Below are 21,469 nucleotides of genomic sequence, written 5' to 3' on the forward strand. Positions count from 1 at the left end.
CAGAGAGAAAAGAAGCCGCGGATCGGCCGCCTGCAGGGGCGGAGGTCCGTTTTTTCATGGGCAAAACGCGCCGTGTGTTTAAAACCTCTTTTTCCGGTGGTAATAGGTAGCAGGCATGTTACATACACAGCTGGATGGAGGGGGACGCATGACCGACACCGAGCAGACGGATAAGCCCGGGAAGAAAGACCGAACGACACCGAAGAAGAAGAAGAGAAAAGCGCGTAAAATTGCCGGTTTTGTCGTTCTGGGAGCGTTAGTCGTTGTACTTGGTGCAGGCGCGTGGGCAGCGAAGACGGGAATCGAGATGTACCGGCAGACGGATCTTTCGAAGCTGGCGCAGGAGCCGCCGATGCCGCTGCGGATTTACGATGCGAATAAGGAGCTGATCACGGAGCTGACCAATTCCAGAATGGAATATGTTCCGTATTCGGCTTTTCCGAAAGAGTTGACGAATGCGATTGTTGCGGTGGAAGATTCCCGGTTTTACGAGCATGACGGGATTGATTACAAGGGGCTGAGCCGCGCGTTGTTTACAAATGTGAAAAACGGGGAGGTTGTGCAGGGCGGGAGTACGATTACCCAGCAGCTTGCCAAAGTGAAGCTTTTCAGCTCGGAGCAGACGCTTGAGCGCAAAATCAATGAAGCGGTCGCCGCGCTCAAGATCGAAAACAATTACGGCAAAGAGCAGATTCTGGAGCTTTACCTCAATTATATTTATTACGGGCGCGGCGCATGGGGGATCGAGCGGGCTTCGCAGATTTATTTCGGGAAAAACACATCCGAGCTTACGCTGGCGGAGGCGGCTCTGCTTGCGGGCCTGCCCAAGTCGCCGAATGCGTATTCGCCGCTTAACAATCCCGATAAAGCCAAAGAGCGCCGGGACCTCGTGCTCGGCATGATGGCGTCGCAGGGGAAAATTACGGCCGAGCAGCGCGACCTTGCCCAGAACGAGCCCATTAAGCTGACGGAGAATACGTCTCTTTCGGCAAGCAACAAGTACCCCACTTACGTGGATTATGTCATTCAGGAGACGCTGGATAAAACGAAAATGTCCGAGCAGGAAATTTTATCGTCGGGGCTGGAGATTTACACGAATCTAGACCCGAAAGTCCAGGATGCGGCGGAAGCCGTCTACCGGGACAAGAAAAATTTCCCCGGGGACAAAGGCGGGCTGCAGAGCTCCGTCGTCGTCCTGGATGCGAAGACCGGCGCGGTTAAAGGGCTGGTCGGCTCCCGCAGCGAAACGAAGGAGTTCCGGGCGTTTAATTACGCGACGCAGCTTCAGCGCCAGCCGGGCTCGACGATCAAGCCGCTCGTCGTGTACACGCCTGCGCTGCTGGCCGGATTCAAGCCCCAGGATCTGATCAACGACACGGAAACGGAATTCGCCGGAGGCTACAAGCCGAACAATTACGGCCACCGGTTCCACGGCTGGGTGACGATGGAGGAGGCGCTGGCCGAGTCTTACAACGTCCCCGCCGTGGCGCTGATGAAGGAAGTGGGCATCGAGAAGGCGCTGGCATTCGGGCGTAAAGCCGGACTTCCGCTAGAGGACGATGACCGTGTTTACGGCCTTGCCCTGGGCGGCATGAAATACGGGACTTCCCCGCTTGTGATGGCGCAGGCGTACACGATGTATGCGAATGGCGGCAATCTGGCCCGCGCTTATGCGGTCACTCAGGTGAAGGACCGCAGCGGCAACGTTATTCTGGAGCAGAAAACGAACACGGAGCGCGTGATCGACGCCAATACGGCCTACACGATGTCGGAGATGCTCCAGAAAGTCATTACGGAAGGCTCGGGCCGCAACGCAAGGCTTAACCGCGATGTGGCGGGCAAGACGGGTACGACGCAGCTTCCCGATGTGGCCGAGTTCCGCACTTCGTCCGGGGGCGTTATCGACGGCTCCAAGGATGCGTGGTTTGTCGGCTATACGCCGGAGCTGGTGACGGCCGTGTGGGTCGGTTACCCGGTGACGAACCGCGAGCATTACCTGACGACAGGCGGCGATAAGCTTCCGGCCGCCATCTTCCAGAAAATCATGAGTCAGGCGCTCAAGGGACAGCCGGTCACCGCATTCAGAGCTCCACAAGGCTACCGCCTTGCGGGAGGAAAAATCCAGCGGATCAACGGAGAGAACGGCAAAGCCTACGCCTCCGTCGATTCCAGAGAGCGCAAAAGCGGAAGCCGCACGCGGACGGAGGATTCTACGGCCGGGGAAGCGCCCGCGACTCCGCTGCCGCCGTCGCCGTCGCAAACGCCGGCGGGTGGTGCGGACACCGCTCCCGGAGGGAAAGAGATCCCGGCGGGCACCGGAAGCCCGCCTCCCAAGAGCGGGACGGGAAGCGCGAAACCTCCCGTCGCGGGCAAAGAGCCGCCGGTAGGCACAGAGAAGCCTTCCGGGGAGGCGACCCCGCAGCCTTCTCCGGGAGCCAAGCCGCCGGACGGCGAGGCTGTGCCTACGGCCTCCTCGAAGCCGACGCCGAAGCCACCGGCGAAGAAGGAGGAGGGAGGCGCTGCGGGGTCCGGGGTGAGCGCTTCCCGGCCGAGTACCGTTCCTTCGCCTTCACCGGCCGGTAACTGAACCGGCGGGTGCTTGACCGGAGACGGGGAAGGAAGGTGCGCCCCGGTTCGGAGCCGGCACGAAAAAGCTTGCCGGAAAACGAGTAAACAAGGACGGTGCAAGCCGGAACAGCTGCCTTAAAGAACAAACAAGAACAGCAAACCCGGAAGAGCCCGCTCACAATTAAAGTGAGCGGGCTCTTTTTTTATTAAGAAGAGAATCATCGTCCGGGTCCGGAAATTATTGTCTTAATTTGGACCAGGTAGCGGAACCGACGATTCCGTCCGAAGTAAGCGAGTTAGCCGCCTGGAAATTCTTCACGGCCGTTTCCGTCCCGCTGCCGAAAATTCCGTCGGCCGTTACCGCGTAGCCTTTTTTGGTCAGCAGGCGCTGAAGAACTTTCACTTCGTCGCCGGAGCTGCCCGAGCGGAGGACAGTCGTCGTGGTGGAAAGCGTGTCCAGCTTGGCGTTGGTCGCCACGCCTACGATTCCGTCGGAAACCAGGCCGTGCGCGGACTGGAACTGCTTCACCGCGGTATCCGTACCGCTGCCGAAGATGCCGTCCGTGGAGACCGTGTAGCCGACTTTGTTAAGCTGCTGCTGCAGCTCCGTTACTTCCGGACCCTGGTCTCCGAGCCTCAGCACGCCGTCGTCCGGTGTGGTTGAACCGCCGGCAACAATATGGTGAACGCCGTCGGTCGTCGGAAGCGGGAAGCTGAGGCCGGCCTGCGCCGCCACGTCTTTCAGCTGGCTGTTGACGAACGTTCTGCCGTTCAGGGCATTGCCCGCCGAGTCTCTTACGGTGGCGTCGAACGCGATGCCGCGGGTGTGCGGAGCGGTATTGCTGGGCTTCGCGACTTCCGTGCCGAGTCCGTGCGCCGCTTTTTCCGCCGCCACGCAGGACGATTTGGAAGCATTCTGGACGATTTCATACAAATGCCGTTGATACTGGTACGGACGGTAAGCCGAGTTGAAGGTGATCGTCCAGTTTTTCTGTTTCAGCAGGCTGACGTACTTGTCCCGTTTTTGAATCAGGACGGGGTCTACATTGTCCCAGATCACTTTCTCTCCGTTTTCCATTCTGATGGCGAGAGGATCTGTCATGTTGGACAAATATCCCCCGCACGTCTCGGTTGCGGATGCGGAGTTGGCTATCATCAGGGAAGAGAACATGAGGCCCGTACATGTGACTGCGATCATTGATTTTTTTCCTAACATAAGTTACCTCCTGTAAAATGTAAATTTGGGCAACATACCCAAGTTTAATTAAACAGAATAAATTGATTTTAAACAATATATTCCATATTAAGATTTTATAAACATAATTTCAAAAGTTCCTAATCTAAAGAAAGCGTCTAAGTTTTCCGCTAACCGGTAAGTTTCGAAAATCTCGCCCAAAAAAAAGAAGCGCCGCCGGTTTCTTTCCGTTGCTTGTCTCCCCGTTTATTCGTTAGAATGTAAAGAATGACCCCGGCGCAGGCCGGAGGCTGGAAAGGATGGTTCCGATGAAAGAGATTTCGGGAGGCGGCGTTGTGTTCCGCAAGCAGGAGGAACGCACGGAGGTGCAGCTGATTCAGGACCGTTTCGGGAAAATGACGCTGCCCAAAGGAAAGATGGAGCCGGGCGAAACGATAGAGGAAACGGCGCTGCGGGAAATCGCGGAGGAAACGGGCATTACGGGCCGGATCGTAGAACCGCTGGATGTGATCTCGTACCGTTACGAGCATCTGGAGCATGGCACCGTGGAGAAGGAAGTTCACTATTATCTGGTGGAAGCGGTCGGAGGCGACCTGCAGGCTCAGATAGAAGAAATCAGCGGAGTGGAATGGATGAGTCCGGAAACCGCTTGGAAGAAGCAGGCGGAATCGGGATACGATAACAACGACGGGGTTGTGCTTGCGGCTTTGCAAAAACTCGGATACGAGGTGAGGCTCGTATGACGGAGGCCGGCGATCTGGCGTCTTATATCGACCATACGCTCTTAAAACCGGAAGCGCAGAGCGGCGATATCCGCAAGCTTTGCGGGGAAGCGAAGGAGTTCGGCTTCTACAGCGTGTGCGTGAACAGCGGTTGGGTGCCCCTATGCAGAGAGGAGCTTCAAGGCACTGCGGTGAAAGTATGCGCGGTTGTCGGTTTTCCTCTCGGTGCGTCTCTGCCGGAGGTCAAAGCTTTCGAAGCGGCAAAAGCGGCGGAGTACGGAGCGGAAGAGATTGATATGGTGCTGGCGGTGGGCGCCCTGCTGGAAGGAAACGCCGAAGCGGTGCGGGACGATATCCGGCAAGTCGTGGATGCCGTGAAAGGCCGGGCGATCGTGAAGGTGATTCTGGAAACGGGATTTCTGAGCGACGAACAGATTGTTCTTGCCTGCCGTCTTGCCGAAGAAGTCGGTGCCGCTTTCGTGAAAACCTCAACCGGATTCGGACCCGGAGGAGCGACTGCCGAGCACGTGCGTCTCATGCGGCAATCCGTATCCGCAGCCGTGCGTGTCAAGGCTTCCGGCGGTGTCCGCGATTTGGAAACGGCCCGCAGCATGATAGAAGCCGGAGCGCAGCGTCTGGGCACAAGCTCCGGCGTCGCCCTTATGTCCGGGGCTGCAGGTTCTTCTTCCTACTGAAGGGGAGATAGCAGAACGGCAGCGCAATCAGCGAACTGGCCACGTTAAAAAGCGTCTGGGCGCGGGCGATTTGGGCCGACGGATCGGCGGTCATCCAAGTCGAGACCTCATGAAGCAGGCCGATCAGCGGGAAGAAGAGCACCGTGCCTCCCACGTTGAGCAAAATATGCGACCAGGCTACGAACACGCCTGCCCGCGTGCCCCCGATGCTGGCGAGCCAGGCGGTTACGCACGTCCCGATGTTGGAGCCCAACGTGACGGCGATGCCGAGCTCAGGCGATATGACCCCGCTTGCCGCAAAGCCCATCGCTATCACGATGACCGCGCTGGAGCTGTGGATCAGAGCGGCGACGGCCGCGCCGGCGATAACGCCCCACAGCAGGCTGACCCGGGCCTGCTCGATAAACCAGGCGAACAGGCCCTGATGCTGGAGTGCCGGACCGATGCTCTGCATGATCCGGATGCCGATCAGCACCAGGGCGAAGCCGGCCGCGGCGAGCGCCGCATAGCGGACGGCGTGCAGCCAGCCGCGCCCGGCGTGAGGCTCCGGAGCGGGGCCTTGGGCGACGGCCTGCCGCGAAGCCGGACGGACACCGTCCCGCTCGGGGGAGTGCCCGGTCGGTTCCGAACGCACCGGCGGAAGAGCGCGGTCCGGCGCCGGGCAACCGGCTGCGGGGCCGCCGCTTGTACGCGCTGAGCCGGGAGGCCGTTCCTCCTCGATGCCGCCGCCCCGCGCAGCCGGCGCCGGAGTACCGGCCAGGCCCGTCTTTGCGCCGCCGGAAGCGTAGCCGCCGGGCCTGGTTCCGCCGCCGGCCGCCGCGCCCGCGCCGACCCGGCCCGGGGCCGTGCCGGGCAGCCAGCTGGCGAGCCACACGGCGCTGGACGCCAGGAGCAGCGGCAGCGCGGCTGCGCCGAGGTTGAGCCCGATCAGCTCGGTCGTCAGGCACGTGCCGATGTTCGTGCCGAGAATGATGCCGAGCGTTCTAGGGAAAGTCAGGACGCCGGCGTTGACCAGGCCGATCGAGATCACCGTGACGGCGCTGCTGCTTTGGAGCAGCGCCGTCAGCGCGGTTCCGGTGACGAGGCCGTGGGCCGGCGTCCGGGTGGCGGTTTCGAGAAACCGGTATATTTGGGGACCGGCCAGCTGGTTTAAGGCCAGCTCCATCATTTTCATCCCGAATAAGAAGACAGACAGCCCCGCGAGTAGGGGGAGAGCCAGTGATAGCCACATACGTCCTGCTCCTTTGATCGTTATTCCGCATAGAACGGGTTGTCTTAGCAGTATATGAGCGGGCGGCGGAGGGCATGACAAGCACCCCCGCCCGCCCCTATTGATTTAAAGTGCTTCCCGTCCAGGCAGGACGGGGGTTTTGGCAGGAGGAAGGAGCCTTACAATGGCAGCAATCGTCTTACAGAAAAAAAGAAAAAAACGGCTTGAACAGGGTCATCCCTGGATCTTCGCAAGCGAAATCGAACGCGTGGAAGGCGAGCCCGTTCCCGGACAGGTCGTGGAAGTGCGGACCCATGCCGGGCAGCCGCTCGCGTCGGCTTATTACAATCCGAAGTCCCAGATTACCGGACGGGTAGTCAGCTATAAACCGCTTGAAGCGATGACTAAGGAGTTTTTTGTCGAGCGTTTCGGGCGCTGCGCCAGACACCGGGCGCGGTTTATGCGGGATTCCGATTCTTACCGCCTCGTATACGGGGAAGCGGATTTTCTGCCCGGGCTTACCGTCGATAAATTTGCGGACGTCCTCGTGGTGCAGATTTTGACGCTCGGCATGGATATGTGCCGGGAAGCGATCACGGCGGCTTTGGTGGAAGTGTTCGCGCCGCAGGGCATTTACGAGCGCAGCGACGTGCCGGTGAGAGAGCTGGAGGGTCTGACGCAGACCACCGGTCCGCTTTACGGGGAATGTCCGCGTTATGTCCGCATTCTCGAGAACGGTCTTCATATCGAGGTCGATATCGAGCAGGGGCAGAAGACGGGCTATTTCTTCGACCAGCGGGAAAACCGCGCGGCAACCGAGCCGCTTATGAAGGGCTGGGGAGGCGAAAGCGGCATCGCGGTCCGCGAGGTGGAGCACGAAGGACAGATGCGGCGTCTGCCCGTTAACGCGAACGGCAAAGTCGTCACGTTCCCGTACTGGGACGGGGCCACGGTGCTCGAATGCTTCTCGCATACCGGCAGCTTTACGCTGCATGCGTGCAAATACGGGGCGAAGAAAGTCACCTGCCTGGACATTTCCGAGCATGCGGTGGAGAGCGCCTGCACAAACGTGTCGCTGAACGGGTTTGAAGACCGGGTCGAGTTCGTCGTGGCCGACGCTTTCGATTACCTGCGCAGGCAGGTGAAGGGAGTCGAGGAACGGCGCCAGAGAGCGCTGGCCGGACAAGGCGCGAAGGTCGACACCTCCAAACCTGTCGGGGAAGGACGGACGTGGGACGTTGTCATTCTCGATCCGCCCGCGTTCGCGAAGACGCGCGGCGCCGTCGAGGGCGCCTGCCGCGGCTACAAGGACATTAACCTGCACGGGATGAAGCTGGTCAACGAAGGCGGCTATCTGGTGACGGCTTCCTGTTCGTACCACATGGCGCCGGAGCTGTTCCTGGAGACTGTCCACGCGGCCGCCGTCGATGCCGGAAAAATACTCCGGCTGGTCGAATTCCGCGCCGCGGGCAAAGATCATCCGCGCCTGCTCGGGGTCGACGAAGGAAATTATCTGAAGTTTGCCATTTTTGAAGTACGGAGCCGCTGACCGCGGTCTCCGGCTTTTTTTATTCCGGCAACCGGCGTGGTACAATAGAGGATAAAGCAAACAGACGAGCAGAACGACACGAAACCCGGAGGGGATTAGTTTGGTAACCTTTAAAGATATCGTGCCTTATATGGATAATGTGCGCCGCCAGCTTATGGAAGCTCTGAATTCGTTCGGCCCGGACGAAAAGCAGCTCCGCGAGAAGCCGGACGGCTGGACCGTGACCGAAGTGGCGGAGCATCTGGCGAAGCTGGAAGGAATGATCCTGTATCAGCTTAAGCAGGTTGCCGGCCAAACGCCGGCCGGACCTTCCGAGCCGCCGGACGAGAAGGTGACGGACGTGATGGGCATTCTTCAAGCCAGCGGAATTATCGGCAAAAAGATCGAAGCTCCGGACCCGGCCAAGCCTACGGGCACCCTGTCTTACGAAGATGCGCTGCAAAAGCTGGATGAAGTGCGAGCGGCGACGAAGGCGCTCATCCCGAAGCTGGCCGAACGGAACACCAACGATCTTCTGTTCCCGCATCCGTCGGGTTTTGAAATGAACGCCGCCCAGTGGGCGCATTTTATCGCCATCCACGAGACGGCCCACGTCAATCAGCTTAAAAGAATCCGCGAAGCCAACCGCCGATAAGCGTCGGCTGGCGGAATTAACCGCGCGGGGCGAAGCCCTGCGGCGGTTTTTTTGCGTCCGGAAAGCGCGTTTGTATGATACAATGGCAAGGATAGCCACTACATAGAATGCGGATGGACACCATGACCCAAACACGAAAAAAGAACAAAAAAACGGTCTCGATTTTTCTTTTTCTGCTGATTGTTCTCGTCTCGGTCATCGCCAAAAACACCGGTTTGTTCGACGGCGGGACGGGCAAGAGCACTTCTGTAGACCGGACAATCTATTTCCCGAGCGACAAGTATCCCGAAACCGCCAAGCACATCAAAGACGCGGTGGCAAAAGGAGCTTCGCCCGTCTGCACGATCGACCGGAAGGGAGCCGAAGAGAACCGCAGGCAGTCCCTGGCCGGTGTCGCGACCAAAAAAAATTACGACCGCGACGAATGGCCGATGGCCATGTGTGCCGAAGGCGGCAAGGGAGCGGATATCGCTTACATCAAACCCGCGGACAACCGGGGGGCCGGATCGTGGATCGGCAATCAGCTAGATAAACTTCCCGATGGAACGCGGGTCGAGATCGTGGTAAAGTGAAGAGTCGGAACAACATTGACGGATTTTAATTTGCACACACAGGGGAGTTAATGAAGATGGGTAAAAGAAAGAACGCAGGCGGCGAGTCGCTGGACAAGCTGGATTACCGGGTTAAGGTCCTTTTGAAAGAATGGGCCGGACTAAGCGGCTTTTACGGATATAAATCCATGAGCCTTGACGAGATTTTGGAGCTGGTGAATACGGACGGTTGGGAAACGAAAGTCGATAAATCGGACCCCTCGGTCAGAAGAGTGATGATGGTTAAAGAAGATACCGTCCGGAAGGCGAAATTTTTTCTCGATGAAAAGGGAAGAGCGCTGAAGGCCGACTAAAAACAGCGAAAACAAAAAACAACCACTGAGAAACGATCAGTGGTTGCTGCGTTTTCACGTGCCTGTTTAAAATGAAGGATAAAGACTGACGGGCCCCAAGCTGCCGTAGCTGCCTTGGAACTCTCCTTTAATCACATACGTTCCCGGGGATAAGTAACCTACGGAAATTTCTACCGGGCTTGCAACGGCCGGACCGATAGCTACGCTTTTGGAGTAGACGGGGCTCAGCTGTCCGTTCGGGCTTTTGGAATAAACCGTCAGCTGGACGATCTCGTTCGTTGTGCTCCACAGCCCCACGCTCGCTTTGTGCGGCGCGGCCTGGCTGACGTACAGGTCTTGAGAGACGGCCGTATAGGCTGCCGATGCATTGGCGGAAAAAGCGAAAAAAGCGGCAAAGATCAGGACGATGATTTTTTTCATTCGTTTACCTCCTTTCTTGCTTAATAGGAGAACCGATTTCGATTTCACTTGGTAATTTTACCATATATGGGTTTTGTTTGTCCGATTTATCTTTCCCGACTAACTGACGAGAAGTGATGATAGCATGACCTATTTTATACCTATCTTTCTCAACAATATCGTGCCGCTGGCGGTAATGATTCTGATCGGCGCGGCCATGTTCCGTGCGTTCCGCCTGGATATCAAGACGTTGTCGAAATTGAATTTTTACGTATTTGCTCCCGCGCTGGTTTTCGTCAAGCTGTACGAATCGGAGTTGTCCGTGGCGATTCTCGGTCAAGTGCTCTTGTTCTTCCTGCTGTTTTTCACGGCCATTTCCGTAATGACCGAATTGTTCGTGCGCATTCGCAGGTACAAGGGCGGAATGAAAGGAGCCATGCGCAACAGCATTATTTTTTACAACAGTGCCAATTATGCGATTCCGCTCAATCAGATGGTATTTGTCGAGGATGCGTTCACCTTGTCCGTGCAAATGATCGTGATGATGATGCAGAATCTGCTGCCCAATACGCTCGGTGTTTACAACGTAAACGCCCATAAGAGCAGCTGGAAAGATATGTTGAAAACGGTCGCCTATTTGCCGACGATATACATGATTCCGCTCGCTTTCGTTCTGCGGCATTATCAGATCGCGGTGCCCCAGCCGCTTAATATTCCGCTGCATTATATCGCGGACGGCTTTATGGCGACGGCTCTGCTCACCCTGGGTGTCCAGCTCGGCAGCATGAAGTGGACCTTCCGGTTCTCCGACGTGCTCTGGTCGAATTTCTTTCGGCTGTGCATGGGCCCGCTGATCGGTCTGGGCGTCGTCACCCTGCTGGGACTTCATGGCGTGATGGCGCAGGCGCTTGTCTTGTCCTGCGCCGTGCCGACCTCCCTCAGCAGTGTCCTGCTGGCGGTCGAGTACGACAACGAGCCGGAGTTTTCTTCGCAGGCCGTGTTTATGTCTACCGTGCTCAGCATGTTTACGGTTACGCTTGTAATCTACCTTCTGCCTTACATCGGGTAAACGGGATAGGCTTGCGCCGGAAAGCTTAAAGGATCGACCGGGCGGGCAGCCGGATAGCCCCGGACACGTATACTTGACGCACGGACAGGCATGCTTGTAAGAGGTGCAGGGAGTCAAGGCGGCAAGGCCGGACGGTAAGCGGAGGCGTCTATACATACACCAAGCAACAACGGACACGAACTAACAGATCGTTATTTTAAGAATTTTATGAAATTACACGGACTGCGAACGGAGGGATTTTCATGCTCAAACATATAAAATCGCAAACGGATCAGGAAAAAGTCAGGGAACTGCTGGGCTATGCCGTGTTTCCGGACCCTGAATCCGTGGAAGAAGCGGTGCGGTTCTACGGGCAGGCACCGGAGCGCGAGCTGTACGGATACGAATCGGAGGGAGACCTTATCGGGCTGGTCGGCTTTTCGGCGGATGCGGGAGGGGTTCTGACGATCCACCACTTGGCCGTGCATCCGGAGTGCAGGGGAGCCGGTTACGGCCGGGGACAGATCCTGGAGCTGATCCAGCTCAAAAAGCCCCGGGAAATCGTGGCGGAGACGGATGAGGACGCCGTCGATTTTTACCGCAGCATCGGCTTTACGGTAAGTTCGCTGGGAGAGAAATACCCCGGCACGGAAAGATTCGTCTGCCGCTACGAGGCAGAGCCGGAAGAGGAAGAGTAGGCGGAAGCGTTTCCTTACGGAAACGGGACGTGTGCCTGCGTTTCTTCCTGCAAACGTGATGAACGGGGCGGTCTTCGGACCGCCTTTTTTGGTGCGAAAAAAACGTCTCCGCCAAAGCGCCTCAACCATCCGGAAGGAAATAAAGCGGGAAAGTGACACTTGGGCCCTCTCTTACATACAATGAAACACGGTCAGTCTGGTTTGGAGGGGGTCGGATGGTGGGTTCAATTATCGGGAGTATCAAAATCAATAACGTCTCTAACAGTTCCAACGTTCAAATCGGAAACGCCGCTTATATCGTGATGTCGAGCAACAACAAAATGAGTGGAGGAGCCTCCTCGTTTTCACCGGGTGACTCATTCGGAAGCTTAAACAACTATCCTAACAACGTGACGTATGAACCGAACGTGGGCTCGCGGGCTTTGAACGGCTAAATTGAAAATAGTCCCATGCCCGCCGCTTGCCTCCCCTCTCGCAACTTATGTTACAATAGCGATAGAGAACATAGATTCCCCACGGGGACAAGTGACATGGTGAAAGGGGCGTACCCGACATGCCCGTACGTTTTATAACCGGCCGTGCAGGGAGCGGCAAAAGCAAGCTCTGCATGGATGAAATCATAGAGAACTTAAAACAGCGGCCGGAGGGGCCGCCTTTGATTCTGATCGTACCCGAGCAGGCGACTTTCCAGACGGAGCTGGCGCTTGTCGATCATCCCGATGTAGGCGGAACGATACGCGCGCAGGTGCTCAGCTTCCGCCGTCTGGCCTGGAGGGTGATGCAGGAGAGAGGCGGAACGGCCCGCCAGCCTATTGACGACGTAGGGAAAAAGCTTCTTCTGCACAAGCTTTTACATAAGCGGAAAGGCGACCTGCGTTTCTACCGTTCGGTGTACGAGCAGACGGGCTTCGTCGACCGGCTGAACGATCTGTTCGCGGAGTGGAGACGCTACTGCGTGACGGGAGAGAGTCTCCGTGAACATGTGGACAGGTACGACGATTTTCTCGGCAGCAAAAAGCAGCTTCTGCGGGATAAAATGCGGGATCTCCAACTGATTTACGGGGCTTTCGAACACGAAATTTCGCTCCGGTATCTCGACGGGGAAGGAACGCTGGCCAAATTGGCCGAAGAGCTCGGGCAATCTGCGCTCGTTCGAGACGCGCAGATTTGGATCGACGGGTTCCACGGCTTTACGCCCCAGGAGCTGATGGTGGTAAAGGGGCTTTTTGAGCACGGAGCCGGGACCACGGTGTCGCTCTGCGTGGACCGGCCTTATTATGCCGGAGAGATTCCGGACGAGCTGGACCTGTTCCACCCGACGGCACGTACGATGGCGCAGCTCCAGGAGCTGGTGGATGCCGTAGGCGCCGGGCCGGCGGAGACCGTGTCCGTACAGCCTGTCCTGTCGCCCCGGTTCGCCGCCAGTCCGATGCTCGCCCACCTGGAGAGCTCGTTCGAGCAGCGCATCGGCCGGTACGGCAGCCCGTATCTTCCGGCCGGACCCGGCGAGCGGGAGCAGCTTTCGCTTTACGCCGCCGTCAACCGCAGGGCCGAAGCCGAAGGCGTGGCCCGGGAAATGACGAGGCTGGCCCGCGAACAGGGAGTCCGCTGGCGGGATATGGCCGTGATGGTCCGCAACATGGCGGACTACGAGGATCTGCTGGAGACCGCGTTTACCGATTACGGGATTCCGCACTTTTTTGACCAGAAAAGAACGGTGCTGCATCACCCTCTTGCGGAATTCATCCGCTCGGCACTGGAAACGGTTTTGCATAACTGGGGCTACGATGCGGTATTCCGCTGCGTAAAAACAGACCTTCTCCTGCCTTGGAACGGGGACGCCGAAGAAGCGGGGGCGAAGACGCTGACGGAGCAGAGGGCGGCGATGGACCGCCTCGAAAATTACGTGCTTTCCTACGGAATCCAGGGAAACCGGTGGACCGACGGCAAGCCGTGGACTCACCGCAGCAGGGCCTCGCTGGAAGACGAAGAGACGGCGGCGAATGAGGCGGAGGAGCTTTACTTGCAGGAAATTCAGCAGACCCGGGAATGGGTGGCGGAGCCGCTGCTGAGTTTCCAGAAAAATCTCAAGCGGGCCAAAACGGTCCAGTCGAGAACGCAGGCGCTGTACGAGCTTCTGGAAGACGTGCATGCGCCGGAACGGCTGGAGCAGTGGTATGCGGAGGCGGCCGCAGACGGCCGGCCGGAGAAAGCCCGGGAGCACAGCCAGATCTGGGGCAGCCTGATGGATCTGCTTGATCAGCTGGTCGAGCTGATGGGCGAGGAAGAAATATCGGCGGAGCTGTACGGCGAGCTGCTGGAAACCGGGCTGGAGAGCATCAAGCTCGGCCTCGTTCCTCCGGCGCTTGACCAGGTGCTTGTCGGCAGCATGGATCGTACCCGTTCGATGAAAATCCGGTACGCCTTCATACTCGGCGTCAGCGACGGGGTCATTCCGGCGTCGCCGACGGAAGACGGCGTTCTGGCGGAAGCGGAACGCGAGCTGCTGCTTCAGACGGGGCTGCCGATGGCGGACGGAAATCGCCGGAGGCTGCTGGACGAGTCCTTCCTGATCTACTCTTCGCTGGCCGTCCCGAGCCGGCGGTTGTCCTTGTCTTACCCGCTTGCCGATGAAGAAGGCAAATCGCTGCTTCCCTCGGAGCTGATCCGCCAAGTGAAGGGACTATTTCCCGAGCTGCGCGAGGTCCAGTGGATGGGCGAGCCTTCGCCGCTTATGTCCGCAGAGGAACAGCTTTCCTATATGCAAAACCCCTCGCGGGCGATGTCTTACCTCGGCGTCCAGCTGAAGCAGTGGATGAGAGGGGCGGCCATCGGCGACTTGTGGTGGGGCACCTACAATTATTTTGCGGGGGAGCCGGAGTGGAAGGGCAGCATGAACCGCCTCGTTCAAGGGCTGCTGTATGCCAACCGGGAGGACAAGCTGCCACGGGAAACGAGTCGTCTCCTGTACGGCCGTCATCTCCGTGCGAGCGTCTCCCGGATGGAGCGCTACGTGGCGTGCCCGTTCGCCCACTTCCTGACGCATGGCCTCAAACTCAAAGAGCGCAGGGTATTCCGTCTGGAGGCTCCGGATATCGGGCAGTTGTTCCACGGTGCGCTCAACTTGTTCGTGCGCGGGCTGCAGGAGGACAAGGTCGATTGGGCCAGCCTGAGTACGGAAGAAACCTACCGCCGGACATCCGACGTCGTTGACCGGCTTGCGCCACGGCTGCAGGGCGAAATTCTGCTGAGCTCGAAGCGGTACCGGTATATTTCCCACAAGCTGAAGCAGGTCGTGGGCAAGGCGGCCGTCATGCTCGGCGAACACGCGAAGCGCAGCCGGTTTTCACCGGTGGGGCTGGAGATCGATTTCGGACCGGGCGGCATGCTGCCCTCCCTGACCTTCCAGCTCGACAACGGCTGCACGATGGAAATTATCGGACGGATCGACAGAGTGGACCAGGCCCAGGGGGACAGCGGTCTGCTGCTTCGCGTGATCGATTACAAGTCAAGCCCTACCGCGCTGGATTTGTCCAGCGTCTACTACGGCTTATCCCTTCAGATGCTCACGTATCTGGACGTGATCTTAACTCATGCGCCCCAATGGCTCGGCATGAGCGCCACACCGGCGGGGGTGCTGTATTTTCATGTGCACAATCCCCTGCTGCAGTTTACGAACGGCATGACCGTCCAGGACGTAGAGAAAGAACTGCGCAAGCGGTACAAGATGAAAGGGCTCCTTATGGCCGATCCGGAAGTCGTGAAAATGATGGACAGCGACCTTGCGGGCGCAGCGGGCCACTCCCAGCTGGTACCGGCCGCCTTGTCCAAGGATGGAGGCTTTTATAAATCGTCCTCCGTCGCTTCGGAAGAGCAGTGGGATACCCTGCGCGGTTATGTGCGGGACCGGATTCGCGATATCGGTACGGAGATTACGGAAGGACGGGTGGATATCACCCCTTACCGGACGGGAAATAAGACGGCTTGCCAGCACTGTTCTTACAAGGCGGTGTGCCAATTTGATCCCGCGCTGGACGGCAACGAGCCCAAGCATCTGGCCAAAATCGGACGCGACCGCGTCTGGGCCGAGCTTACCAGGAAAGAGACGGGAAGCGGAAAGGAGGAGCAGAACCGATGACAACGACACCGAGAACGAAGCCTCCGGGAACCACATGGACGGATGAGCAGTGGGACGCCATCGCCCTGCGTGGGCAAAACATGCTTGTGGCCGCAGCGGCCGGCTCGGGAAAAACGGCCGTACTGGTCGAGCGGATTATCCGCCGCATTTCCGACGAGGCTTCTCCCCTGGATGTGGACCGTCTGCTGGTCGCGACCTTTACGAAAGCAGCCGCAGCCGAAATGAAGCAGAGAATACGCGAGGCGCTGGAAAAAGAGCTGACGGCAAACCCGGACTCTCAGCACTTGAAGCGGCAGCTTGCCCTGATGGGACGGGCTTCCGTGACGACCCTCCATTCCTTCTGTCTGGAAGTTATCCGCAGGCATTACAGCCTGATTCGGCTCGATCCCGGGTTCCGCATCGCCAACGAAACGGAAGCGGAGCTGATGCGGCACGACCAGCTCGAAGAAATGATGGAACAGTACTACGGGGAAAGCGGAGAAGACAGCCCGTTCTGGCGGCTCGTCGATACATTTGGCGGCGAGCGCAGCGATGTTCCCCTCCATCTGCTGATCCAGAAGCTGTACGACGAGTCGCGCAGTCACCCGTGGCCGGAACACTGGCTGCGCGAGATGGCGCTGATGTTCGGACCGAAGAACTACGAGCTGATCACGGGAAGGGATGCTTCCGGTGAAGACGAGCGGACGGCCGCCTTGGCGGAAGTCAGCGAAGGCTATGCGGAAGCGGCTGCGGCTTCGAATTCGGCTGATGTCGGAACTGCGGAGGAAGCCGCTTTGGCGAATGCGGCGGACAGTAAGGATAACGCTGAACGGAACGAAAACGAAGGGGAAGGCGGAGGCGCGCCAGCCGAATTCTGGCTCAAGGGCCTCACCGACGATGTCCGTCTGGAGCTTCAGGGGACCGCCGAACTCTTGAAGCAGGCTCTCGAAATCACCGGTCAGCCGGGCGGCCCGCTTCCTTACGCGACTGCCGTGCAGGACGATCTGACCATGGTCGAGGGACTTGCGGACATAGCCGAGAACTATCCGTGGGACATTCTGTTCAGCGCGTTTCAGTCCGTGTCTTTCGGGAAGCTCAAGCCGTGCAAGAAAGACGAAGTGGACCCGCAGCTCCAGGAGCAGGTGAAACAGCTGCGCAGCCGGGCCAAGGAACGCATCACCTCCCTCCAGGAAGAATTGTTCGGGCGGCCGCCGGAGCGGTTTCTGGAGGAAACGCGGGAAATGGCGCCCGTCATTCACGCGCTGGTCGATCTCGTCATCGACTTCGGAGGGCGTTACAGCAAGGCCAAGGCCGCCAAAGGTCTGGTCGATTTCGCCGATCTGGAGCATTTCTGCCTGCGCATTCTGCGCGCCGAAGAGTCTGCGCCGGATCGTCTGATCCCTTCGCGGGCGGCGCTCGAATACAGGGAGCAGTTCGCGGAGGTGCTGCTTGACGAGTATCAGGACACGAACCGCGTCCAAGAAGCAATCGTCGAACTGATCGCCGAACCGCTCCCGGGCAACCGATTTATGGTCGGCGACGTGAAGCAGAGCATTTACCGCTTCCGACTGGCGGAGCCCGGGCTTTTTCTGGAGAAGTACAAAAGCTTCACCGGGGACGGCAGCGGTCCGGGAAGACGGATCGACCTGGCCCGGAACTTTAGAAGCCGGGCGGAGGTAGTCGATGCCGTCAACTTTATTTTCCGGCAGATCATGAATGAGGGCGTCGGCGACATTGCTTACGACGAGCGGGCGGAGCTGGTGAACGGCGCGTCTTATCCGGAGGCCGAAGGCCAGAACTTGTCCGTCGAAATGATGCTCATCGACCGTGCGGCAGCCGCACAGGCGTCAGACGGGGAAGAGAGCGATGCGGAGGAAGCGGCCGTGGAGATTTCAGCCGAGGAGCAGGAGGGCGAGCCGGGCGGCATCCTGGAAGGCCAGGAGCTGGAAACCGCCCAGATGGAAGCCCGGGCGATCGCCCGCAAGATACAGGCCATGCTGAGTCCGCAGGACGGGCGGCCCTACCTCGTGTACGATAAGCGGTCCGGCTCCATGAGGCCCGCCACGTACCGGGATATGGTCATTCTGCTGCGCGCTACCCAGCAGTGGTCGCCGATTTTTATTGAGGAATTGAGGCAGCTTGGCATCCCGGCTTATGCCGATTTGAATACCGGGTATTTTACGGCGACGGAAGTCGAAGTCATGCTCTCGCTGCTGAAAGTGATTGACAACCCGTATCAGGATGTTCCGCTTGCGGGCGTCCTCCGTTCACCGATCGTCGGCCTGACGGCGGATGAACTGGCTTCCCTGCGTATTTCCGGCAAAAATATCCCGTTCTACGAGGCGGTCCGGGCTTATGCCCAAGGTGTCCGTCCTCTGGGGAACGCGGAGAGCGGAAGCGGCTTGCAGGATGCCGGCGAGTGGAAGCCGGACGAAGAACTGCGCGGTAAAATCGCAGACTTTCTGCGGCGCCTGGAAGAGTGGCGGAGCGAAGCCCGGCAGGGGGCGCTCGCCCGTCTTATCTGGAAGGTGTACGGAGACACCGGCTACTTCGATTTCGTGGGAGCGATGCCCGGAGGGCAGCAGCGCCAGGCGAACCTCAGGGCGCTTTACGACCGGGCGCGGCAGTACGAGAACACCTCGCTGCGCGGGCTGTTCCGGTTTCTCCGCTTTATCGAGCGGATGAAGGACACCGGAGGCGACCTCGGGACCGCCCGGGCGCTGGGCGAGCAGGAAGACGTCGTGCGGATCATGTCCATCCACAAGAGTAAGGGACTCGAGTTTCCGGTCGTTTTCGCAGCCGGACTCGGCAAAATGTTCAACCAGCGCGACCTGCTCGACCCGTTCCTGATCCATAAGGAACTGGGCTTCGGTCCGCGCTTTGTGGATACGAAGCTGCGGGTCGGCTATCCGACCCTGCCGCAGCTTGCGATCCGGCGCCGGATGCGCATCGAGACGCTTGCCGAGGAGCTGCGCGTCCTGTACGTGGCGCTCACCCGGGCACGGGAGAAGCTGTTCCTGCTCGGCACGGTCCGCTCGCTGGACAAGCAGCTCCAGGGCTGGGGCCGGCACCTGGAGAAGAACAGCTGGCCGCTTCCGGACGATGAAGTCGCGCGTGCGCGCAGCTACCTGGACTGGCTGGGACCCGCACTCATGCGGCACCGGGATGCGTCTTTGTGGAGAGAGAAAGCCGGGCTTCAGGATCACAGTCCTCCGGCACTGGCGGCAGACGGCTCCAAGTGGCGCTTCGAAGTGATTGCGCCCGAGGAGCTGGCGGCCATGGGGAAAGCCGACGAATCCGTCACGATTCAGGCGGACCGGCTGGAGGCGCTGAAACACCTGAACAAGGTGCCGACTTTTACCGGGGAATGGGACGTTGCGCTTGCGAAATCGCTGTCGTGGACGTATCCGTTTGCCCAGGCGACCGCTTATTTTTCCAAAACGTCCGTTTCCGAGCTGAAAAGGCAGGCAGACCGCAGTACGGCTTCCGATCACGAAGAAATTCCGTCGGCCGAGCTGATGCCGAGCCCGGGGAGCGGACTCATTTTGCCGACCCGTCTGCTGAAACTGGCGGGGGCGTCGGAAGCGTCCCGGCTGAACGGGGAGCATTTTCCCGGTACGCCGGCCCTTCCGGGCGATACGGAAGGGAACCGTACCGGAGGGAATTCGGTTTTTCCTCTGACGACTTTTATGGACAGCCCTGCGCCCATACAGGCGGAAGAGCGGCGGAAGCGGGAAGCGGCCGAGACGCCAGACGCATGGGACGTACGGGAGCCGCAAGAGACACAAGGCACGCAAACAGCGGGCAATCCGATTTATCCGTCCGGTGAAACAAGCGGAGAAGTTACTTCCGGTGCCGCCGTACCCGGTACACCTTCGGCCGGTTCTTCGGCAAGAACGTCGCTTCTGCGGCGTCCCCGCTTTATGGAAGAGAAGAAATTGACCTCTGCGGAGCGGGGGACCGTTTTTCACGCCGTCATGCAGCATATGCCGCTGAAGGAAGTGACGCCGGAAGCGGTGGAAGCTGTTATCCGGGAAATGATCGACAAGGAACTGCTTACCCCGGCTCAAGCAAGAGCGGTGGATACGACAGTCCTTGCGGGCTTTTTCCGGACGGACATCGGCCTAAAGCTTGCCGCCTCTACCCGGGTTTGGCGTGAAGTGCCTTTCAGCCTGGGGCTTCCCGCCGGCCGTGTCTACCCGAATGCGGATGCGTCGACCCGCCGGGAAACGGTGCTTGTGCAGGGTGTGATCGACTGCCTGTTCGAATCGGACGGCAATCTGATTATGCTCGATTACAAGACCGACCGTGTCAAAGACGTCGGCCTCGAAGCGCTTCGGGAAAGATACCGGATCCAGCTCGGCTTGTACGGACAGGCAGTGGAAAAAATCTGGAAGCGCAAGCTTGCGGGAACCTACCTGTTTTTCTTTGACGGCGGGCACGTGGTGGAAATTTGAATGGAAGAGGCCGGACAAACCCGCTCGATAAAGGCGGGCCGGCCGTTTTTACAGATACAATCAGATTTGGGGGATAGGTATGCGCATACTGCACACCGGTGACTGGCACTTGGGGAGGACCCTGGAAGGGCGGAGCCGGTTTGAGGAACAGGTTGCTTTCGTGGATGAACTCGTCTGCATTGTCAGAGAAGGGAATATCGATCTCGTGCTGCTGGCGGGAGATGTGTATGACACGGTCAATCCGCCTGCCGCTGCGGAGCAGCTTTTTTACGACGCTTTGTCCAGGCTGGCCGAGGACGGCCGCAGGGAAGTTGTCGTCATTTCCGGCAACCACGATCATCCGGACCGTCTGGGTGCGTCTTCCCCGATTGCCAAGGCGCAGGGAATCTCTCTGATCGGGCTGCCGAAAGCGGGCCTGATGGAGATCGGGATTCCGAGAACCGGCGAAACGGCCAAACTTTTTGCGCTGCCGTATCCGTCCGAGTCGCGGCTGGGCGAGCTGCTCAGCGACGACGCCGGCGAAGAAGTGCTCAGGAGAGCTTACTCCGAGCGGGTAGGCGAGCTGGTCAAGGCTCAAACGGCGGGCTTTCGTCCCGACACCGTGAACCTGATCATGAGCCACATTTACGTGCTCGGGGGAAAAGAAAGCGAATCGGAGCGTCCGATTCAGGTCGGCGGAGCGTACACGGTCGATACATCGGCACTCGATGTCGGCGCGCAGTATGTGGCGCTCGGCCACCTGCATCGTCCGCAGACGCTTAAAGCGCAGAGCCCCATCCGCTACTGCGGTTCCCCGCTTGCGTACAGCTTTTCCGAAGCGGGTCAAGCCAAGTCGCTGACCGTTCTGGACGTCAAACCGGGAGAACCGGCCTCGATTGAAGAAATCTATTTGACATCCGGCCGTCCTCTGGTGAACTGGAAAGCGAAGGAAGGGCTGGCGGAGGTGCACCGCTGGCTGGATGATGGGCGGGACGCAAACGCGTGGATCGACCTGGAAATCCACATCGCGGAAGCGATGTCGCTGCACGACATTCAAACCCTGCGCAAGGCGCACAGCGGGTTTATTCATATCAAACCGGTCTATCCGCAGCTGGAGCAAGCCGAGGAAGAAGCAGCCTTGCTGTCAAGCGCGGGTCTGCCGGTGGACGAGCTGTTCCGCCGGTTTTACGAACGGCAGACGGGCGGGGCCAAGCCCGAGCCCGAGCTCGTGCAGCTCTTTATGGAGCTGCTGCAGGATCATTCGGACGGCCCGGAGCAGGCCGAATAAAGGGAG

At 59.0% G+C, this 21,469-nt stretch carries 16 protein-coding genes; 13 read left to right on the forward strand and 3 right to left on the reverse strand.

What is annotated here, in order from left to right; translation table 11 throughout:
* Nucleotides 1-148: 148 nt before the first annotated feature.
* Nucleotides 149-2,587: a PBP1A family penicillin-binding protein gene (locus ACI48J_RS08050; RefSeq protein WP_405082400.1), complete on the forward strand. Its 2,439-nt coding sequence runs from the start codon at nt 149-151 to the stop codon at nt 2,585-2,587.
* A 219-nt stretch (nt 2,588-2,806) separates the two neighbouring features.
* Here the strand turns inward: ACI48J_RS08050 and ACI48J_RS08055 are convergent, their stop codons facing one another.
* Nucleotides 2,807-3,766, reverse strand: coding sequence for a peptidoglycan-binding protein (locus ACI48J_RS08055; RefSeq protein ID WP_405082401.1), 960 nt, complete (start codon nt 3,764-3,766; stop codon nt 2,807-2,809).
* A gap of 296 nt (nt 3,767-4,062) precedes the next feature.
* Here ACI48J_RS08055 and ACI48J_RS08060 point away from each other — a divergent pair, with 296 nt between their 5' ends.
* Both ACI48J_RS08060 and deoC read left to right on the forward strand, forming a co-directional pair.
* The gene (locus ACI48J_RS08060; RefSeq protein WP_405082402.1) at nt 4,063-4,506 is read left to right on the forward strand and encodes an NUDIX hydrolase; all 444 of its coding nucleotides are present in this window, start codon (nt 4,063-4,065) and stop codon (nt 4,504-4,506) included.
* On the forward strand, nt 4,503-5,180 hold the full coding sequence (deoC, locus tag ACI48J_RS08065) for a deoxyribose-phosphate aldolase (protein WP_405082403.1): 678 nt from the start codon (nt 4,503-4,505) through the stop codon (nt 5,178-5,180). Before ACI48J_RS08060 ends, deoC begins: the two co-directional genes overlap by 4 nt.
* Here deoC and ACI48J_RS08070 read toward each other — a convergent pair.
* A complete protein-coding gene (locus tag ACI48J_RS08070) occupies nt 5,146-6,492 on the reverse strand; it encodes a Na/Pi cotransporter family protein (protein ID WP_405082404.1) in 1,347 nt (448 codons plus the stop codon). The two genes, deoC and ACI48J_RS08070, sit on opposite strands and share 35 nt — an antisense overlap.
* An 82-nt stretch (nt 6,493-6,574) precedes the next feature.
* Here ACI48J_RS08070 and ACI48J_RS08075 point away from each other — a divergent pair, with 82 nt between their 5' ends.
* From ACI48J_RS08075 to ACI48J_RS08090, 4 genes are all read left to right on the forward strand, one after another.
* Nucleotides 6,575-7,939, forward strand: coding sequence for a class I SAM-dependent rRNA methyltransferase (locus tag ACI48J_RS08075; RefSeq protein WP_405082405.1), 1,365 nt, complete (start codon nt 6,575-6,577; stop codon nt 7,937-7,939).
* Nucleotides 7,940-8,039: 100 nt separating this feature from the next.
* Nucleotides 8,040-8,573 carry a DinB family protein gene (locus ACI48J_RS08080; RefSeq protein WP_405082406.1) on the forward strand — a complete coding sequence of 178 codons (534 nt, stop codon included), beginning with the start codon at nt 8,040-8,042 and terminating at the stop codon, nt 8,571-8,573.
* Between the two features lie 122 nt (nt 8,574-8,695).
* Nucleotides 8,696-9,145, forward strand: a complete 450-nt coding sequence (locus ACI48J_RS08085) for a sporulation protein (RefSeq protein ID WP_405082407.1) — start codon at nt 8,696-8,698, stop codon at nt 9,143-9,145.
* A gap of 56 nt (nt 9,146-9,201) precedes the next feature.
* Complete coding sequence (locus ACI48J_RS08090; RefSeq protein ID WP_405082408.1) at nt 9,202-9,477, forward strand: hypothetical protein; 276 nt, start codon at nt 9,202-9,204, stop codon at nt 9,475-9,477.
* Between the two features lie 66 nt (nt 9,478-9,543).
* Here the strand turns inward: ACI48J_RS08090 and ACI48J_RS08095 are convergent, their stop codons facing one another.
* Nucleotides 9,544-9,897, reverse strand: coding sequence for a hypothetical protein (locus tag ACI48J_RS08095; RefSeq protein ID WP_326057206.1), 354 nt, complete (start codon nt 9,895-9,897; stop codon nt 9,544-9,546).
* 124 nt (nt 9,898-10,021) lie between these two features.
* On the opposite strand from ACI48J_RS08095, the gene ACI48J_RS08100 reads away from it, so the two are divergent.
* The 6 genes from ACI48J_RS08100 to ACI48J_RS08125 all read left to right on the forward strand — a co-directional run bounded on the left by ACI48J_RS08100 (nt 10,022) and on the right by ACI48J_RS08125 (nt 21,463).
* A complete protein-coding gene (locus ACI48J_RS08100; protein ID WP_405082409.1) occupies nt 10,022-10,945 on the forward strand; it encodes an AEC family transporter in 924 nt (307 codons plus the stop codon).
* Between the two features lie 242 nt (nt 10,946-11,187).
* Nucleotides 11,188-11,622, forward strand: a complete 435-nt coding sequence (locus tag ACI48J_RS08105; protein WP_326057204.1) for a GNAT family N-acetyltransferase — start codon at nt 11,188-11,190, stop codon at nt 11,620-11,622.
* Nucleotides 11,623-11,837: 215 nt separating this feature from the next.
* Nucleotides 11,838-12,056: a spore germination protein gene (locus ACI48J_RS08110; protein WP_326057201.1), complete on the forward strand. Its 219-nt coding sequence runs from the start codon at nt 11,838-11,840 to the stop codon at nt 12,054-12,056.
* Between the two features lie 119 nt (nt 12,057-12,175).
* Complete coding sequence (gene addB, locus ACI48J_RS08115) at nt 12,176-15,760, forward strand: helicase-exonuclease AddAB subunit AddB (RefSeq protein ID WP_405082410.1); 3,585 nt, start codon at nt 12,176-12,178, stop codon at nt 15,758-15,760.
* On the forward strand, nt 15,757-20,196 hold the full coding sequence (gene addA, locus ACI48J_RS08120) for a helicase-exonuclease AddAB subunit AddA (protein WP_405082411.1): 4,440 nt from the start codon (nt 15,757-15,759) through the stop codon (nt 20,194-20,196). Before addB ends, addA begins: the two co-directional genes overlap by 4 nt.
* Nucleotides 20,197-20,275: 79 nt before the next feature.
* Nucleotides 20,276-21,463: an exonuclease SbcCD subunit D gene (locus ACI48J_RS08125; RefSeq protein ID WP_405082412.1), complete on the forward strand. Its 1,188-nt coding sequence runs from the start codon at nt 20,276-20,278 to the stop codon at nt 21,461-21,463.
* Nucleotides 21,464-21,469: the final 6 nt, after the last annotated feature.

This window comes from Paenibacillus chitinolyticus, assembly GCF_045038035.1.
In the GTDB taxonomy this organism is placed as follows: domain Bacteria; phylum Bacillota; class Bacilli; order Paenibacillales; family NBRC-103111; genus Paenibacillus_F; species Paenibacillus_F chitinolyticus_A.

Excerpts from the sequence above, each read along its gene's own strand:
- ACI48J_RS08050 (WP_405082400.1), top strand. The coding sequence starts at position 149 with ATGACCGACACCGAGCAGACGGATAAGCCCGGGAAGAAAGACCGAACG.
- ACI48J_RS08125 (WP_405082412.1), top strand. The coding sequence starts at position 20,276 with ATGCGCATACTGCACACCGGTGACTGGCACTTGGGGAGGACCCTGGAA.
- ACI48J_RS08090 (WP_405082408.1), top strand. The coding sequence starts at position 9,202 with ATGGGTAAAAGAAAGAACGCAGGCGGCGAGTCGCTGGACAAGCTGGAT.
- deoC (WP_405082403.1), top strand. The coding sequence starts at position 4,503 with ATGACGGAGGCCGGCGATCTGGCGTCTTATATCGACCATACGCTCTTA.
- ACI48J_RS08105 (WP_326057204.1), top strand. The coding sequence starts at position 11,188 with ATGCTCAAACATATAAAATCGCAAACGGATCAGGAAAAAGTCAGGGAA.
- ACI48J_RS08060 (WP_405082402.1), top strand. The coding sequence starts at position 4,063 with ATGGTTCCGATGAAAGAGATTTCGGGAGGCGGCGTTGTGTTCCGCAAG.
- addA (WP_405082411.1), top strand. The coding sequence starts at position 15,757 with ATGACAACGACACCGAGAACGAAGCCTCCGGGAACCACATGGACGGAT.
- ACI48J_RS08085 (WP_405082407.1), top strand. The coding sequence starts at position 8,696 with ATGACCCAAACACGAAAAAAGAACAAAAAAACGGTCTCGATTTTTCTT.
- addB (WP_405082410.1), top strand. The coding sequence starts at position 12,176 with ATGCCCGTACGTTTTATAACCGGCCGTGCAGGGAGCGGCAAAAGCAAG.
- ACI48J_RS08055 (WP_405082401.1), bottom strand. The coding sequence starts at position 3,766 with ATGATCGCAGTCACATGTACGGGCCTCATGTTCTCTTCCCTGATGATA.
- ACI48J_RS08100 (WP_405082409.1), top strand. The coding sequence starts at position 10,022 with ATGACCTATTTTATACCTATCTTTCTCAACAATATCGTGCCGCTGGCG.
- ACI48J_RS08110 (WP_326057201.1), top strand. The coding sequence starts at position 11,838 with ATGGTGGGTTCAATTATCGGGAGTATCAAAATCAATAACGTCTCTAAC.
- ACI48J_RS08095 (WP_326057206.1), bottom strand. The coding sequence starts at position 9,897 with ATGAAAAAAATCATCGTCCTGATCTTTGCCGCTTTTTTCGCTTTTTCC.
- ACI48J_RS08075 (WP_405082405.1), top strand. The coding sequence starts at position 6,575 with ATGGCAGCAATCGTCTTACAGAAAAAAAGAAAAAAACGGCTTGAACAG.